Annotated in this window: 14 protein-coding genes; 4 read left to right on the forward strand and 10 right to left on the reverse strand. The window is 61.7% G+C overall.

Translation table 11 applies throughout. From position 1 onward, the window contains the following. The first annotated feature begins 7 nt into the window (after positions 1 to 7). The 4 genes from GVL52_RS24575 to GVL52_RS24590 all read left to right on the forward strand — a co-directional run bounded on the left by GVL52_RS24575 (position 8) and on the right by GVL52_RS24590 (position 3,526). A complete protein-coding gene (locus GVL52_RS24575) occupies positions 8 to 241 on the forward strand; it encodes a BolA/IbaG family iron-sulfur metabolism protein (protein WP_160011953.1) in 234 nt (77 codons plus the stop codon). A 273-nt stretch (positions 242 to 514) separates the two neighbouring features. Further along, the gene (grxD, locus tag GVL52_RS24580) at positions 515 to 850 is read left to right on the forward strand and encodes a Grx4 family monothiol glutaredoxin (protein ID WP_160011955.1); all 336 of its coding nucleotides are present in this window, start codon (positions 515 to 517) and stop codon (positions 848 to 850) included. 142 nt (positions 851 to 992) lie between these two features. Beyond that, positions 993 to 2,198 carry a multidrug effflux MFS transporter gene (locus GVL52_RS24585; RefSeq protein WP_160011957.1) on the forward strand — a complete coding sequence of 402 codons (1,206 nt, stop codon included), beginning with the start codon at positions 993 to 995 and terminating at the stop codon, positions 2,196 to 2,198. A gap of 47 nt (positions 2,199 to 2,245) precedes the next feature. Then, complete coding sequence (locus GVL52_RS24590; RefSeq protein ID WP_160011959.1) at positions 2,246 to 3,526, forward strand: multidrug effflux MFS transporter; 1,281 nt, start codon at positions 2,246 to 2,248, stop codon at positions 3,524 to 3,526. Between the two features lie 46 nt (positions 3,527 to 3,572). Here the strand turns inward: GVL52_RS24590 and GVL52_RS24595 are convergent, their stop codons facing one another. The 10 genes from GVL52_RS24595 to GVL52_RS24640 form a co-directional block, all read right to left on the reverse strand. Next, a complete protein-coding gene (locus GVL52_RS24595) occupies positions 3,573 to 4,397 on the reverse strand; it encodes an inositol monophosphatase family protein (protein ID WP_160011961.1) in 825 nt (274 codons plus the stop codon). Between the two features lie 137 nt (positions 4,398 to 4,534). Continuing rightward, on the reverse strand, positions 4,535 to 5,431 hold the full coding sequence (gene ttcA / locus GVL52_RS24600) for a tRNA 2-thiocytidine(32) synthetase TtcA (RefSeq protein ID WP_160011963.1): 897 nt from the start codon (positions 5,429 to 5,431) through the stop codon (positions 4,535 to 4,537). Between the two features lie 58 nt (positions 5,432 to 5,489). Continuing rightward, positions 5,490 to 6,419: a glutaminase gene (locus GVL52_RS24605; protein WP_160011965.1), complete on the reverse strand. Its 930-nt coding sequence runs from the start codon at positions 6,417 to 6,419 to the stop codon at positions 5,490 to 5,492. Positions 6,420 to 6,488: 69 nt separating this feature from the next. Next, positions 6,489 to 7,106: a 30S ribosomal protein S4 gene (gene rpsD, locus GVL52_RS24610; RefSeq protein WP_160011967.1), complete on the reverse strand. Its 618-nt coding sequence runs from the start codon at positions 7,104 to 7,106 to the stop codon at positions 6,489 to 6,491. Between the two features lie 257 nt (positions 7,107 to 7,363). Then, entirely contained in the window at positions 7,364 to 8,821 is a 1,458-nt protein-coding gene (gene phoA, locus GVL52_RS24615) for an alkaline phosphatase (RefSeq protein ID WP_160011969.1), read from the reverse strand. A gap of 178 nt (positions 8,822 to 8,999) precedes the next feature. Continuing rightward, positions 9,000 to 10,517, reverse strand: coding sequence for an ATP-binding protein (locus GVL52_RS24620; RefSeq protein ID WP_160011971.1), 1,518 nt, complete (start codon positions 10,515 to 10,517; stop codon positions 9,000 to 9,002). Between the two features lie 96 nt (positions 10,518 to 10,613). Beyond that, a complete protein-coding gene (locus GVL52_RS24625) occupies positions 10,614 to 11,795 on the reverse strand; it encodes an MFS transporter (protein WP_160011973.1) in 1,182 nt (393 codons plus the stop codon). Between the two features lie 139 nt (positions 11,796 to 11,934). Beyond that, entirely contained in the window at positions 11,935 to 12,738 is an 804-nt protein-coding gene (gene murI, locus GVL52_RS24630; RefSeq protein WP_160011975.1) for a glutamate racemase, read from the reverse strand. After that, positions 12,719 to 13,549, reverse strand: a complete 831-nt coding sequence (locus GVL52_RS24635) for an RNA methyltransferase (protein ID WP_160011977.1) — start codon at positions 13,547 to 13,549, stop codon at positions 12,719 to 12,721. The genes murI and GVL52_RS24635 overlap by 20 nt, the downstream gene beginning before the upstream one ends. Positions 13,550 to 13,609: 60 nt before the next feature. Next, positions 13,610 to 15,577, reverse strand: coding sequence for an FUSC family protein (locus GVL52_RS24640; protein ID WP_160011979.1), 1,968 nt, complete (start codon positions 15,575 to 15,577; stop codon positions 13,610 to 13,612). Positions 15,578 to 15,663 lie beyond the last annotated feature (86 nt).

Below are 15,663 nucleotides of genomic sequence, written 5' to 3' on the forward strand. Positions count from 1 at the left end.
ATCGATCATGGCTATGAAACCCGGTGACATCGAAGACATGATCAAGGCTGGCATCCCAGGTGCCAAGGTCGTCATCCGCGACCTGGCCGGCGATGGTGACCACTACGCTGCCGAAGTCGTCGCGGAAGCTTTCCGCGGCAAGACCCGCGTGCAGCAGCACAAGATGGTCTACGACGCTCTGAAGGGCAACATGGGCGGCGTCCTGCATGCACTCGCGCTGCAAACGTCCGCGCCGGAGTGATCGCGACACAATATGCCCGGCCTTTCAGCCGGGCATTTTTCTTGGCCGGACCTGTGCGACACGATTCGGCAAGCCAGTTTTGCAACGCTTTTACCGCATGCAAACAAGCAAGCCCGTCTCATCCGTAACGGATAAGCAACAACAACAGGCATCGCGACCAGCGACCTGCCTTTTTTTGAACCCACCTGCTGGAATTCCATTCGTCACATGCTATCTAAGCTTAACGATTGAAACGGCGGGCCTTTAACTCGCCTGTTGAAAGGATTAGGTCCCATGAGCGGTATCAACGAATTCATCGACAACGAAATCAAGACCAACGACGTCGTCCTCTTCATGAAGGGCACGCCGCAGTTTCCACAGTGTGGGTTCTCCGGCCAGGTCGTGCAGATTCTCGATTACGTCGGTGTCGACTACAAGAGCGTCAACGTGCTCGCTGATTCCGAAATCCGCCAGGGCATCAAGGATTATTCGAATTGGCCGACCATTCCCCAGCTCTACGTGAAGGGTGAATTCATCGGCGGCTGCGACATCATCAAGGAAATGTTCCAGGCTGGTGAGTTGCAGCAGCACCTGCAGGAAAACGGCGTAACCGTTCGCGGCGCCGCTTGACCTGACCGGTCACCGGGCGTCCGCCCGGTTTCCATCTCTGTATTTTGAGTCCGAGGCGCTGTGTTGAACAGCGCCTTGGCCTGTTTTTGGGAATTAGATTGTGACAGATTCATCACAAGCTGCGCACGCGGGCCGAGTGCCCATGGGCAAGGGTGAGTTCATTGCGCTGGCCGCCTTCCTGATGGCGATCAACTCGCTTGCCATCGATATCATGCTGCCAGCACTGCAGCAGATTGGCGCCAGCCTCAACGTCGAAAGCGAAAACCACCGCCAGTTCGTCGTTTCGACCTATCTCCTCGGCTTCGGCATGGCCCAGCTCTTTTACGGTCCACTGTCCGACCGCTTCGGCCGGCGCATACCGCTGCTCATCGGCATCGGCATCTACATATGTTCGGCACTTGGCAGCGCGCTGGTGCCAACCTTCGAGGGCCTGCTGATCCTGCGTTTCGTCCAGGGCCTCGGCTCTGCAGCCACCCGCGTCATCACCATCTCCATCGTTCGTGATGTCTACGGCGGACGCCAGATGGCGGAAGTCATGTCGCTGATCATGATGGTGTTCATGATCGTGCCGGTCATTGCGCCCGGCAGCGGCCAGATCATCATGCTGTTCGGCAGCTGGCACCTGATCTTCGTGTTCATTGCCGTGATGGCTGCGATCATTGCCGGATGGGCCTATATCCGCCTGCCTGAAACCTTGCGCCCGGAAAACGTCCGGCCGTTCACCGCCACGTCCATTCTCGGCGGTTTCAAGCTGGTCCTGACCAACCGCATCGCGCTTTGCTACACGATCGCCAGCACCTTCATCTTCGGCTCGCTGTTCGGCTTCATCAACTCGGCGCAGCAGATCTATGTCGGCATCTACGATCTCGGCGTATACTTCCCCTTCGCCTTTGCCGGCGTGGCCGTCTTCATGTCGATGTCGTCCTTCCTGAATTCGCGTCTGGTCGGCAAGTTCGGCATGCGTCGCCTGTCGCATGGTGCCCTGCTCGGTTTCATCGCCATCAACACCATCTGGCTCATTGCGCTGGTGTTCGGCCCGCACCCGATGCCCTTCCCGTTCTTCATCGGCTTCTTCGGTCTGGCGATGTTCCAGTTCGGCTGGATCGGTTCGAACTTCAACTCGCTCGCCATGGAGCCGCTCGGTCACGTAGCCGGAACCGCGTCCTCTGTGCTCGGTTTCATGAGCACGGTCGGCGGTGCGTTGATCGGCGCCGGCATTGGCCAGGCCTTCAACGGAACGGCGCTGCCGATGGTTGCCGGCTATTTCACCGTATCGATCATCGGGCTGGTCTTCGTGCTGATTGCCGAAAAGGGGCGCCTGTTTCAGCCGCACAACCCGGCAGTTTGAGCAGACGCTTGACCGATTGAGACGATCTCACATTTCAGGACACGACTATGACGCCGCCACATAAGCCGCACACCGAAAACCAGGGGTCAAGCCGTATCGGCATGGGCTTCCTCGAATTCGTCGTCACCATCGCCATCATGACGGCAAGCGTCGCGATGGCAATCGACAGCATGCTGCCATCGCTGCCCGCGATCGGCCAATCGCTCGGCGTCGTCAACGGCAATGATACGCAGTTGGTCATCGCCGTCTTCTTCCTCGGCTTCGGCGTGTCGCAGATCGTCTTCGGCAGCCTCTCCGACACCTTCGGACGCCGCAACATCCTGCTCGGCGGCCTTGCTGTCTACGTGCTGGCCATGTTCGCAGCCGCTGCCACCGGCAGCTTCGAGATGCTGCTGGTCATGCGCTTCGTCCAGGGCCTCGGCGGTGCGGCTGTCCGCATCACCACCATGGCGATCGTCCGCGACTGCTTCGGCGGTCGCGAAATGGCCCGTGTCATGTCTTATGTCATGATCGTCTTCATGATCGTTCCGATCATTGCACCGTCCGTCGGCCAGCTGATCATCACCTATGCCAACTGGCACTGGATCTTCATCCTGCTTGGCATCGTCGGTGCCATTCTCTTCGTCTGGGCAGCGCTTCGCCTCAAGGAATCGCTGCCGAAGGAAGAGCGCATTCCGCTTTCTTTCGGTAACGTCGCCTCCGGCTTCAAGACCGTTCTGACCAACAAGATCACCTGCGGCTACATGATCGGCCTGACCATGTTCACGGCTGTCATCAGCGCCTATGTGATCTCCGTCCAGCAGGTCTTCGGTGAGGTCTACGGCCTCGGCGACTGGCTGCCGATCGCCTTTGCGGCGACCGCCGGCGGCATCGCCATTGCCAACTTCGCCAACGGCTTTTTCGTCCGCAAGTTCGGCATGCGCCGCATCTCGCACGTGGCGATGATCCTGTTCACCATCGTCTCGGCCATCGGCTTCTTCAAGGCGCTGGGCGGCAAGCCCGATTTCGCCTTCGCATACGTGCTCTTCACCATCCTCCTGATGATGTTCGCCGTCATCGCCACCAACTTCACGGCCATCAGCCTGGAGCCGATGGGCAATCTCGCCGGCACCGCCACCTCGATCACCGGCTTCGTCTCCACCACCTTCGGCGCCATTCTCGGCGGCGCCGTCGGCCAGTTGTTCAACGGCACGGTACAGCCACTGTTCGGCGGCTTTGCGCTGTTCGGCCTGGTCAGCATCATCGCCACTCTCTGGGCCGAAGGCGGCAAGCTCTTCACCCACCCGGGCGACGATCCCGAGCTCGATCCAGGTGCCGGACACTTCTGATAAACAAGCCCGCCGCGTTGATGAACTCGGCGGGCTTTCAAATGGCTCAGACCGTAAACACCTCGCGCCTCAGCAGTTCCCAGCTCTCCTTGTCGGGCGCGATCAGCAATCCGCCATCGACGTGGTGCGGCAGGTAGGGTGAGCCATCGAAGCGCGCCGCGTGGCCGCCAGCCTCGACGCAGATCAGCGTGCCGCCGAGGTGATCCCAGGGCATCAGCTTATTGTACATCAGGTAATGGACATGGCCGCCGGCAAAGGCGCGATGTTCGTGCGCGGCGCAACGGTAGTTGCAGATGAAGCGAACCTTGGCGAGGTTGGCAAGCACCTCTACCCGCTTGTCCTTCGCCAGGAAGCCTGTCGAGGCCATGCCGACCATCTCGTCAAGCGCCACCGGCTTTGCCACCGACAGCCGCTCCGCCTCGCCGCTCGGCCGCTTCAGCCATGCGCCCGCGCCCTTCTCTGCCATCACCCAATCATCGCCCATCGGATCGTAGATGATACCGGCCATCGTCTCGCCATTGGCGACGACCGAGGCCATGACGCCGAAGGCTGGAATACCCGATGCGAAATTGAAGGTGCCATCGACTGGATCGACGATGATCGAAAGCTCGGAACCCTCGAGCTTGTCGAGCAGCGCCGGGTCGGCGGCTACCGATTCTTCGCCGATGAACAGCGCATCCGGCCAAAGCGTTGCAACCTCGGCCTTGATCATCCGCTCGGCTTGCAGATCCGCTTCGGTCACCAGATCGGTTGCCTCACTCTTGGCGCGCACATCGTCACTGCCGAGCCGGCGGAATCGCGGCAAAATCTCTGCCTTCGCCGCACGCCTCAGGAGATCGGCAAGCGTCGTTACATCTATCTTGGAAGCCATGGTTTTGTCCTTCTTTGCGCCACAGAGCACGTCGCGCAAAACTGCGTCGCAGTTCTGCGATGACGACATGCGTCAGGACCAGAACCTAAAGCGCAAAAAGCAAATCCGAAAGATCGCGGCGCGTTTTAATACGCCGATCACCCAGTCTTCGAGACAGCCTCTCCCGCCATCAGGCCGGCGAAGTCGAAAAGCTTGGGGTCGAGCAGATGCGACGGGTTCACATGCGAAAGCGCCCTGAGCATCGTGTCCTTGCGGCCCGGCATGCGCCGTTCGATATCGGCAAGCATATCCTTCATCGCATTGCGCTGCAGGCCGTCCTGCGAGCCGCAGAGGTCGCACGGGATGATCGGAAACTGCATGGCAGCGGCGAACTTCGCCATGTCGTCCTCGGCGCAGTAGGCGAGCGGCCGCAGCACCATCAGGTCGCCCTCATCGTTCAACAGCTTCGCCGGCATCGAGGCCAGACGGCCGCCATGGAAGAAGTTCATGAAGAAGGTTTCGAGGATATCTTCGCGGTGGTGCCCGAGCACCAGTGCATCGCAGCCTTCTTCGCGGGCGATCCGATAGAGATTGCCACGGCGCAGGCGCGAACAGAGAGAGCAGTAGGTTCCGCCAGCCGGTACCTTCTCCTTCACGATCGAATAGGTGTCGCGATATTCGATCCGGTGCCTGACGCCGACCTTCGTCAGGTACTCAGGCAGGATATGCTTCGGAAAATTCGGCTGGCCCTGGTCGAGGTTGCAGGCGATGAGTTCAACCGGCAGCAGGCCGCGCCATTGCAGGTCGAGCAGCAGCGCCAGCAAGCCGTAGGAATCCTTGCCGCCCGAGACGCCGATCAGCCACCGCTTCTGGCCCTTCAGCATGCCGAAATCGTCAAACGCCTGGCGCATCTGCCGCAGCAGCCGCTTGCGCAGCTTGTTGAACGAGACCGAGCTTGGCGCATCGGCAAACAATGCATGCGCGATACCGCCTTCGATCTCAGGCGCTTCCAGCTCGTCGGCAATGTTGCCGGAAATGTTCGCAGCGATATTCATGTCTCATCCAATCGATATCCCGGCTCTGCTTAGCAGAAAGCCGCGATGCAACACAGCGTCAATCGCCGAAAACCGACCATCCCGTACGCGCCGCCAGCATCTCCAGCGCCACGGCGCCGAGTTGCGAATTGCCGACCTTGTTCAGCCCCGGCGACCAGACCGCCATCGAGGCAATGCCGGGTGCCACCGCGAAGATGCCGCCACCGACGCCGCTCTTGCCGGGAAGACCGACGTGATAGGCGAAATCGCCGGAGCCGTCGTAATGGCCGCAGGTCAGCATCAGCGCATTGATACGCCGCGCCCGCTTCGGTGAAACAACCGAGAGGCCGGCCACCGGATTGCTGCCGCGCGCCGCCAGGAACAGACCGGCCTTGGCCAGTTGCTCGGTGGTCATCGACAGGGCGCACTGGTGGAAATACACACCCAGCACATGCTCGACCGGATGATCGAGATTGCCGTAGGATTTCATGAAATTGGCAAGTGCCGAATTGCGGAAACCCGTCCGTGTCTCGGACTTCGCCACCTTGCCGTCGATCGTCACCGTATCATCGTCGGCGAGATAGCGCACGAAGCGCAACAGTTCCCCGATCGCCTCGCGCGGCGCATGACCTGACATGACGACGTCGGTCACGGCAATGGCCCCGGCATTGATGAACGGATTGCGCGGAATGCCGGATTCCTGCTCCAGCTGCACGATCGAATTGAAGGCGGAGCCGGAAGGCTCACGTCCAACGCGCTTCCACAGCTGCTCGCCGACCTTGCCGAGCGCTAGCGTCAGCATGAACATTTTGGAAATGCTCTGGATCGAGAATGGCACGGCGGTATCGCCAACGCTGTGGACCTTGCCATCGACGGTGGCGATCGTCAGCCCGAACTGCTTCGGATCGACCTTGGCAAGCTCGGGAATATAATCGGCCACCCTTCCCTCGCCGATTCTCGGCTGAAGTTCAGCGTAGATGTCGTCTAGGACTGCCTGCAAATCGACCATTGCTTCTCTCCAGATAACAAAAAAGCCGCCCCAAGAGGCGGCCTTTCCGTATGCGAAAACGCCTCGCGATTAACGCGAATAGAATTCGACCACCAGATGCGGTTCCATGATGACGGCAAAAGGAACGTCAGCAAGAGTCGGTACACGAGCGAAGGTCGCAACCATCTTGTGATGATCGACTTCGATGTAGTCGGGAACGTCGCGTTCAGCCAGGCTGACGGCTTCGAGGACCGTAACCAGCTGCTTCGACTTCTGACGAACTTCGATGACGTCGCCAGCCTTGCAGCGGTAAGAACCGATGTTGACGCGGACGCCGTTCACAGTCACGTGGCCGTGGTTGACGAACTGGCGTGCAGCGAAAACGGTCGGGACGAACTTGGCGCGGTAAACGATCGCATCCAGGCGGGATTCCAGAAGACCGATGAGGTTTTCCGAAGTGTCGCCCTTGCGGCGGTCGGCTTCAGCGAAGATCGCGCGGAACTGCTTCTCGCGCAGGTCACCGTAGTAACCCTTGAGCTTCTGCTTGGCGCGCAGCTGCACACCGAAGTCCGAAAGCTTGCCCTTGCGGCGCTGACCGTGCTGGCCCGGGCCGTATTCGCGGCGGTTCACCGGGGACTTAGGACGACCCCAGATGTTCTCGCCCATACGGCGGTCAATTTTGTACTTGGACGATTCGCGCTTGCTCATCGTATTTCCTTTCAGAATGTTACGGCAGTTTGTTTCCAAACTGCTCGAAGGAAACACGCCCTCCTTTGGCCCCTTTTTGGGAGGCCCGACAGGATTTTCCGGTTTCGCGAACTGGAAGATCCACGGGACATGTCAAATGAAACACGGGACATTGCTGCCCCGTGCTGGCGCGGTGTTTAGGGGGAAGCCACTGGAATGTCAATCACAATCCAAGGCCGCACCGGCAAGACCGCTCGATTTAAAAGCCCTGCCCGGACTTATTTCATGCCCAGCTTCTGGGTCTTCAGGCCGAGCGCGTCGCTGATCGTGTAGAACAGGTCGGTCTGGTCGGTCAGGCCGCTGACATTGGCCGCACGCGGGCCGTAGGCGGCGATACGCAGCTGCGAGCCGGTGTGACCCTGGTCATCGGCATCGTCGGAGTTGCCGTAGCTGACCGCCATGACGGAGCCGTCCTTGGTCATCAGCGCTTCCGTCAGGCCAGGAGCCTTGGTGTCGGCATCGACGATCTGGCTGGCATGAGCATGGTCGGCAGTGACGATGACGAGTGTATCGCCAGCTTCCTGCGCGAACGCCAGCGCTGCCTGCACGGCTTCGTCGAGATCGACAGTCTCGCCGATCTGGCCGCATGGGTTGGCCGCATGGTCCTGCTTGTCGATCGACGCGCCTTCGACCTGAAGGAAGAAGCCCTTCTCGTTGGTGCGCAACAATTCGATCGCCTTGGAAGTCATCTGCGCCAGGGTCGGCGTCGCGGCCGTCCGCTTCTCGTTCGGCTTGCAGACCACAGGTTCCTTTTCGATATTGCCGTAGTGGCTGGCCTTCGGACCTTCCCAACGCACCGGCATATTGCCTTCTGCGAAGAGACCCAGCACCGGGGCGCTGTCGCCGGCTTCCTTCACTGCCTGAAGCTCATCGAGGTTGGACACCAGCTTGAAGCCGCGCTCCTCGGCCTGCGCCCGCAGCGTCTTGCCCTTCCAATCGCCGGCCTTGGCCGTCTCGCCGAAGCTCTTGGCACCGCCACCGAGCGTTACGTCGGCACGCGCGTTGATCAGCTGTTCGGTGATTGAACCCTTGCCGCCGTTCTCGAGCGCATTGCTGGCGCACTTTTCCGACGTTGCTTCCGGGCCGTAGCACTTGCGTTGCGTCACATGGGCGATCTGTACCGCCGGCGTCGCGTCCTGAAGTTCGGCGGTCGATACGTTGCCGGTGCCGAGACCGGCAGCCTTGGCCTTTTCCAGCAGCGTTTCGTGCGCCTCTTCGCGGATATCGACGCCGATCGCGCCGTTATAGCTCTTCACGCCGGTTGCCCAGGCGGTGCCCGATGCGGCCGAGTCCGTCACATAGGTCGGCTTGCCGGTCTTCTTGTCGAGCGAGTAGTGCGTGTACTGGCCGGTCACCGGCAAAGCGTCGATGCCCTTGAAATACTGGCCGGCGCCGACGGCATAGTTGCGCGCGATGGTGATTTCGGAATCACCCATGCCGTCGCCGATCAGAAGGATGACGTTTTTCGGGCGACCATCGACGATCGCAGCGCGATAGGCTTCGGTGATGTCGCCGGAGATACGACGGGCACCGCCAGGCACGCTCAGCTCCTGGCTGGCACCGCGTTCCAGCAGCTTCACAGCCGTATCAGCAGCAGCGACAGGCTGAATGGCAACGGTTGCGAGCAAGGCTGCAGCAAGCGCCTGAGACACGTGGCGACGGATTTTGTATGACATGGCTGACATCTCCTTTTGACAAAGCGTACGCCCTTGAGGGCATGCGCGCCTTATCCACCACCGAGATGAACGGCATGTGACAACAGCAACCCTTTCGTGTGCATGCGAAGGCAACACACCAAGAAAGCTGCAGTCCAACAATCATCTCACTGACAGAAGATATAAAACGGCAGGCCGATCATTCAGCGGCGGAGCGCAGCTCTTCCACATCCGGCGCATTGGCATCACCGGGCGCCGTCTGGCAGTTCATGTCGGGGAAAGCGACGATGCGCTTGCCGGAGAAATCCGTGTGCACGACGACGGTGCCGTGCTCCTCGAAATAGCCGAGCAGACGCCGGGCACGACGTGCGGAGTGCGTGCCGTAGGCCCGGGCGATACGGGCATCGGACGGGCATGGCTCGCCGCAGACGGCAGCCTTGGCCAGCATCAGGAACACACCCTGCAGATCATCGGTGACGCCTGACGACAGCGATAGCGCCGTCGCCCACACTTCGGTCTCGGCCGTTGCCGCATCGACGCCGGAGCGCGACACCGCCACCCTGCGCCGAAACTCCGGCAACGACATTGGCGATCCCGGCACACGGCGCATGCGCAGGCGAACGAGGAACTCCTGGTAGAGCACCGAATCCGTGCGGAAGCCCGAGCCAGAATCTCCGAGGATCTCGTGGAGCACGGCCGACAGTCTTTCCTCGCGATCCTCCGCCGACATCTCCGGCTGGCTAACGCGGCCTTCGGGCGGCTGAGGTGCGGAAGCGGCAGGCGTCGAGCGGGCAAGCTCGGCCAGAATATCCGTCGTCGGGCGTGGCGCCGGTGCTGCGCGGCGCGTCAACGGCCGCTGGAACTCTTCCGGATCCGGTGTGAAAATCAGGTCTTCGACATCCTGAGGCGAATCCGGCAGCGGCATCAGCTTCGGGCTCGACGAGCGCGCCGAAGTCTCGACATTGCCGATCTGGATCGGCAGCGGACGACGCGACAAGGCCGGGCCGAGCGCAACGAAATTGCCGCGCTTCAGGTCACGGAACATTTCGGCCTGGCGGCGGTCCATGCCCAGAAGGTCGGCAGCGCGTGCCATGTCGATATCGAGAAAGGTGCGGCCCATCAGGAAGTTGGAGGCCTCTGCCGCAACGTTCTTGGCAAGCTTGGCGAGACGCTGGGTGGCAATCACGCCCGCCAGTCCACGCTTACGGCCGCGGCACATCAGGTTGGTCATCGCGCCGAGCGACATCTTGCGGGCATCGTCGGAAACCTCGCCAGCGACGGACGGCGCAAACATCTGCGCTTCATCGACCACAACAAGAACCGGATACCAGAACTCACGATCGGCATCGAACATGCCGTTGAGGAAGGCTGCGGCAGCACGCATCTGCTGCTCGACCTCAAGACCTTCAAGGGTCAGCACGCAGGAGACCCGGTGCTGGCGAATGCGGTTGGCGATGCCGGCCAGCTCTGCCTCGGTGCGCTCGCCATCGACGACAACATGGCCGAACTTGTCACTCAGCGTCACGAAGTCGCCTTCGGGATCGATGATCACCTGCTGCACCCACTGGGCGGATTGTTCCAGCAGGCGTCGCAGCAGATGCGACTTGCCCGAGCCGGAATTGCCCTGCACCAGAAGGCGGGTCGCCAGCAGCTCCTCGATATCGAGCGTGGCCGGATTGCCTCCCGACGCCGATCCCATATCGATACCAACCTGCAAGTCCAAATCCCTTCTGAAATCAACAGCACTCTGTAGCACATTCGCCGCCGGATACTGCCGCCGATCAACAAAACCCACAGCCAATCGTCACAGCGTTCAGGCCGCTTCGTCCGCCAAGATATTCGCCTTGTCGGCACCGGCCCGTGGCGTCAACATGCCCGTAAACGCAAGGCTTGCCGCCAGCGGCACCAGCAGGATCGCCAACCCGGCCCGCAGCCCCCAGAACTCGCCGACGAAACCGATCAACGGCGGGCCGACGAGGAAGCCGAGCAAGGCGATAAACGACAGGATGGCGACGCTTGCCGCCGCAGGTCGATCCGTTAGACCAGCCGAGGCGGTCACCGCAAGCGGAAAACCGACCGAGACGCCGATCCCGATGCATCCAAATCCGACCAGTGCCATAAATGTGCTTGGCGCCAGCAACACGACCAGCAGCCCGACCAGCGCCGCGCAGCCGCAGCCACGCGCAATCGCCACCGCGCCGAACCGGGCCTTCATCGTGTCCCCGGCGAAACGGCCGGTCGCCACCAGGCACGCAAACACCGAGTAGCCCAGCCCCGTGGCCGCACCGCCCGCCAAAAGCACGTCCTTGAGATAAACCGCTGACCAATCGGCAATCGCGCCCTCTGTCATGGTGATGCCGAAAGTGAAGGCGCAGATGCCGAGCAAGGCAAGGCTTGGAAGCTTGCGCGGGGTATCCGCCGGTGTCGCAGCGGAAGGAGCGGCAACGGCCTTTTCCTCGGCCGGCAATTTCACGGCGGTGATCAACGCCAGCGGCAGGACGATCAGCGCCACGATCGGGATCGACCATTGCGCCGAGAGATGCATGGCCGTGGCCCCCGCCCCGATCAGGCTGCCGAACATGATCCCAAGGCTCCAGAAGCCGTGGCAGCGGCTCATGATCACCAGTCTGGTCGTCTTTTCGGCACGATCCGCCTCGACATTGAGGCCAAGCTCAAGAGTCGACAGTGCCACGCCGACAATCATCAGCGCCACGAACAACATCTCGATGCTATCGGCAAACACCGGCAGCGAGACGACCGCCAGAAATACCACGAAACCATAGATGATCGTCGCACGTCCACCGACCTTCGACACGAAGCGCCCGGCAAACGGCAGCGTCATCAGGATGCCGACTGGCATGCCGAGCAGCGCGATGGCGAGATCGGCGGGCCCAAGCTCAAGTTTGGCCTGTACGTCAGGGATGCGTGGCAGCCAGCTACCGAAGGCGATCGGCTGCAGGAAGAAGATCAGCATCACAAGTCTTTGAAACGGCATCGCGCATCCCTTTGTCCGCATGAAGGCCACAGCCTCGCGAACGATTCCCCGGCAGCGAGATTGCGATATCGGCTTCCCGAAAGAAAGCGCCGCCGGCGGGAAAAGACGAGCAAATCCAGATTGGATCGGCCGCCGCATGTCACCGCGTGGTGAGGCCAAACCCCTGCATCAGACGCTTTGTCGAAAAGTCGGGGTTACCCGAAGTCAGCACGGCAAAGTCGAAATTATCGGGATGAACTGCATCCGCCACCTCAGGCACGAGGCTGCGGGCGCGCCGGGCTATGGCTTCGGCCGGATCGAGCCAATCGACCGGCCACGGCGCCAAGCGACGGAAGATATTGGCCATGAAGGGATAATGCGTACAGGCGAGCACAACGATATCGGTCTTGCGCCCATCCTGCGCGACGAAACATTGCTCGATCTCCGACAGCACGGCCGCGTCGGAGACGGCGTCGCCCCGGATATAGGCTTCCGCCATCCGCGCCAGGTTTTCCGAACCGACGAGGCGAACGTGGCATTGCTGGGCGAAGGACTGGATGAGGTCGCGAGTGTAGGCACGCTTGACTGTTCCGGGCGTCGCCAGCACAGACACAAGGCCGGAGCGCGTTCGCTCTGCGGCCGGCTTGATCGCGGGCACGGTGCCAACGAAGGTCATCTGCGGGAATGCAGCGCGCAGATCGGCGCCGACAAGCGTGAACGCCGTGTTGCAGGCGATAATGCAGACTTCGGGGTCGTGCTCCGCGAGCAATTTGGCGAAGAGCGCGATCACCCGCTCCTTCAGCGCCTGCTCTTCCCATCCACCATAGGGAAATCCGGCATCGTCGGCGATGTAGATGAAACCGCGTTCCGGCATCAGCACCCGCGCCTCGCGCAGAACGGTCAGCCCGCCAATGCCTGAATCAAACACCAGGACAGGCTTCAGCTCATTGGTCGGTGCTGTCATCTTGTGGCCGATCCTTGGCGCCTGCGGGGAACCGGCCGCCGCGCGGCGTCTTGCGCGTGAAGCGGTCGAGGGAGGAAATGACGCCGCGCATCACGCTGATCTCCTGTTCCGAGAACGCACGACGCGACAGCACCGCCCTCAGATTGTCGATCATTCGCGGCTTTTTCTCGATGGGATGAAAATATCCGCGAGAATCCAGCGCATCCTCGATCTGGTCGAACAGGCCGAACAGTTGATCCTTGGTCGACGGCGTCTGGCTCGTCGCCTGGAACGGCACGGAGGCAACGTCTTCTATTCCCGATTTCATCCACTCGTAGGACATCAGCAGCACCGCCTGGGCGATGTTGAGCGAGGCAAAGGCCGGATTGACCGGGAAGGTGACGATCTCGTCGGCCAGTGCCACCTCCTCGTTGGTCAGCCCCCAGCGCTCGCGCCCGAACAGGATGCCGGTGCCTTCTCCTGCCTGAAACCGCGTCCGCAGCGTCTCGGCCGCCACAACGGGCGAGCGCACCGGCTTGAAGCCATCACGTTCGCGCGCCGTCGTCGCATAGACGAAGTTGAGATCGGCCAGAGCCTGTTCGAGCGTGTCGAACACCTTGGTGCCCTCGATGACATGGTCGGCCTTGGAGGCTGCGGCCTGCGCCTTCTCGTTCGGCCAGCCGTCGCGCGGATTGACCAGGCGCAGTTCGGAGAGCCCGAAATTCGCCATGGCGCGCGCCACCATCCCGATGTTCTCGCCCATCTGCGGTTCGACCAGAATGATGACGGGACCTTCCGTCAGAAGAAGACGCTCGCTGTTCGTGCCTGCCATTGAAGTCCAAATCCTTTTGCTAGGCGCGGGAATAGCCAAGACAGCCCGAAACGGCAAGACTTATGCATCAGGATAGAGCCGATCGAGCGTCGATCCGATCATATCGAGCCCCTGCCGCCACCCCTTGCTGGTGTGCGGGTGGTGACGTGCCGCAGATGCAGGGACCTTGCCGTCGATGAAAAAGCATTCCGACTGCCGCCGCGATGCCGAAGCGACCCGCACCCGGCTTGCTTCGATCATCTGCCGCGCATCCCCATCCTCGATCGATGCATCCCGGTTCTTCGCCATCATCCGCGCCCAATAGGTGGCCGTGAGAAAGATTGCCAGCGTCTGGCGGATATGTCCCGGCCTGGTGACAACAGACCAGGACGAGCCAAGCGGTCGTGCCGCGACTGCGAGATCCTTGTAGGCGGCATCGAGCGTCTGCGACAGGCCGATCAGCACATTGCGCGGTTCGCCGCCGGCGGCAGCCTGCAGCAAGGCGTCCATTGCCGCAAACCACTTGCCGAGCACCCTGTCGAGCGCGCCGCGTGTGCGAGCCGGAAAGACGACGAAGGCGACCAGCGTCCCCACGGCGGCCCCAAGGGCGGTCTCCTCGACGCGCAGCAAAAGCAGATCGAGCGTCAGCGAGCCGATCATGCCGTAGACCAAACAGAGGGCGATCGAGACGAAGAAGGTCATCGTCGCATAGGAAGTCTGCAGGAAGTAGAAGGCCAGGAAAATGACGATGGTGGTGATCACAAGCGCTGGCGCCAGGTGTCCGCTCAGCAGTGTCGCCAGCAGCAGTCCGATGCCGATGCCCAACAGCGTCCCGATCGACCGCTGCAGCGCCTTTATCGCCGTGTCGCCGCGGGAATTGGTGTTGGTGAACACCAGGAACGAGGCAAGCACCGCCCAGAACCAGCGTTCCCGCGACAGCGCCAACCCGAGCGTCATGGCGATCGCCGACGCGACGGTGATCTGCAATGCAGAGCGCATCAGCGGGTTGCGCAGAGAGAAATCCAGTCCGTCAAGAGGCGCCGGTGCCTCGGCAACCGCAGCAATCTCCGCGAAGCCAGTTCGCCGCCCCTCGCCGATCGTCTCAACGAGCTGGGCCTGCGCCTTGCCGAGCCGGATGAGGGCGCCGCGCGCTTCCGCGTCAGGATGACCATCGTTCTCCTCAGGGGCACGCACCGACCGGCCCTCGATCATCTTGTGCACCAGCGCAAACGGCGGCAGGTTCTGTGCGCAGAGCATGATCGCACCTTCCGCCGCCAGATGCGCGTCGAACAGGCGGATCGCCAGCTCACCGGCTGGCTCGGTCCCGGGATCGAACACACCGCTCGGCGGCCGCGGAATGAAACTTTCCGCCATCAGCACGACATCCTTCAACCGCTCCTCCAGCTGGTTGAGTTCCTGCCGGTCGGCGTCGGATACTTGCCCCACCGCCGCCAGCGCCGCGATCTTGAAGAGGATCTGGTTGATCCGGCCCTGAACGCTTTCGAGCGCCCGCAGCAGGTCGCGCCGCCAATCATCCGGCAGCACGACGGAGCGCACCACATGGGCAATCAGCGAGGAGACGACCGGGCCGATCGCCACCAGCGGCAGTTCAGAGATCGGCGGCTGGAAGTAGGCGCCGAGGAAATAGGACATGAAGGCGAACATGCCGATCGCATGTCCCCTTGCGCCGAACACCCTGGCGGAAGCCGCCAGAAAGATCACAAGAAGGAAGGCGCCGTCCGAGAGGTAGCGATGACCTTCGAGACCGGCAGCAATGACGACGACCAGAAGGCTTGCGGCGCAGCCGAGCAGCCGCGTCACCAGTTGCCGCGCACCGCCCTTGTCGCGCACCGCAACGCCGCCCTCGATCGACAGCACGATCCCCAGCCCGTAGGACGCCAGGGGCAGCGGAAACAGCAGGGCATGGATTGCCAGAAGCACGCCGAAAGACAGCACCACCGACAAGGTGACGCGCAACGCCATCCTGAGCCGCGACAGCGCCGGATCGTTGGCAAGCAGCCAATCTCGGAAATCAAAACCGGAAAACAAGAAGTTCGGGCCCTGGAGCGGAGGAATACTGACTTACCGCTCACATACCGCCACCGGCGTTAAAATCAAATCAATCTTCTGGCCTA

The organism is Rhizobium sp. 18055, assembly GCF_902706285.1.
In the GTDB taxonomy this organism is placed as follows: Bacteria; Pseudomonadota; Alphaproteobacteria; order Rhizobiales; family Rhizobiaceae; genus Rhizobium.

Excerpts from the sequence above, each read along its gene's own strand:
- GVL52_RS24575 (WP_160011953.1), top strand. The coding sequence starts at position 8 with ATGGCTATGAAACCCGGTGACATCGAAGACATGATCAAGGCTGGCATC.
- rpsD (WP_160011967.1), bottom strand. The coding sequence starts at position 7,106 with ATGAGCAAGCGCGAATCGTCCAAGTACAAAATTGACCGCCGTATGGGC.
- grxD (WP_160011955.1), top strand. The coding sequence starts at position 515 with ATGAGCGGTATCAACGAATTCATCGACAACGAAATCAAGACCAACGAC.
- phoA (WP_160011969.1), bottom strand. The coding sequence starts at position 8,821 with ATGTCATACAAAATCCGTCGCCACGTGTCTCAGGCGCTTGCTGCAGCC.
- GVL52_RS24585 (WP_160011957.1), top strand. The coding sequence starts at position 993 with ATGGGCAAGGGTGAGTTCATTGCGCTGGCCGCCTTCCTGATGGCGATC.
- murI (WP_160011975.1), bottom strand. The coding sequence starts at position 12,738 with ATGACAGCACCGACCAATGAGCTGAAGCCTGTCCTGGTGTTTGATTCA.
- GVL52_RS24625 (WP_160011973.1), bottom strand. The coding sequence starts at position 11,795 with ATGCCGTTTCAAAGACTTGTGATGCTGATCTTCTTCCTGCAGCCGATC.
- GVL52_RS24605 (WP_160011965.1), bottom strand. The coding sequence starts at position 6,419 with ATGGTCGATTTGCAGGCAGTCCTAGACGACATCTACGCTGAACTTCAG.
- GVL52_RS24595 (WP_160011961.1), bottom strand. The coding sequence starts at position 4,397 with ATGGCTTCCAAGATAGATGTAACGACGCTTGCCGATCTCCTGAGGCGT.
- GVL52_RS24635 (WP_160011977.1), bottom strand. The coding sequence starts at position 13,549 with ATGGCAGGCACGAACAGCGAGCGTCTTCTTCTGACGGAAGGTCCCGTC.
- GVL52_RS24590 (WP_160011959.1), top strand. The coding sequence starts at position 2,246 with ATGACGCCGCCACATAAGCCGCACACCGAAAACCAGGGGTCAAGCCGT.
- ttcA (WP_160011963.1), bottom strand. The coding sequence starts at position 5,431 with ATGAATATCGCTGCGAACATTTCCGGCAACATTGCCGACGAGCTGGAA.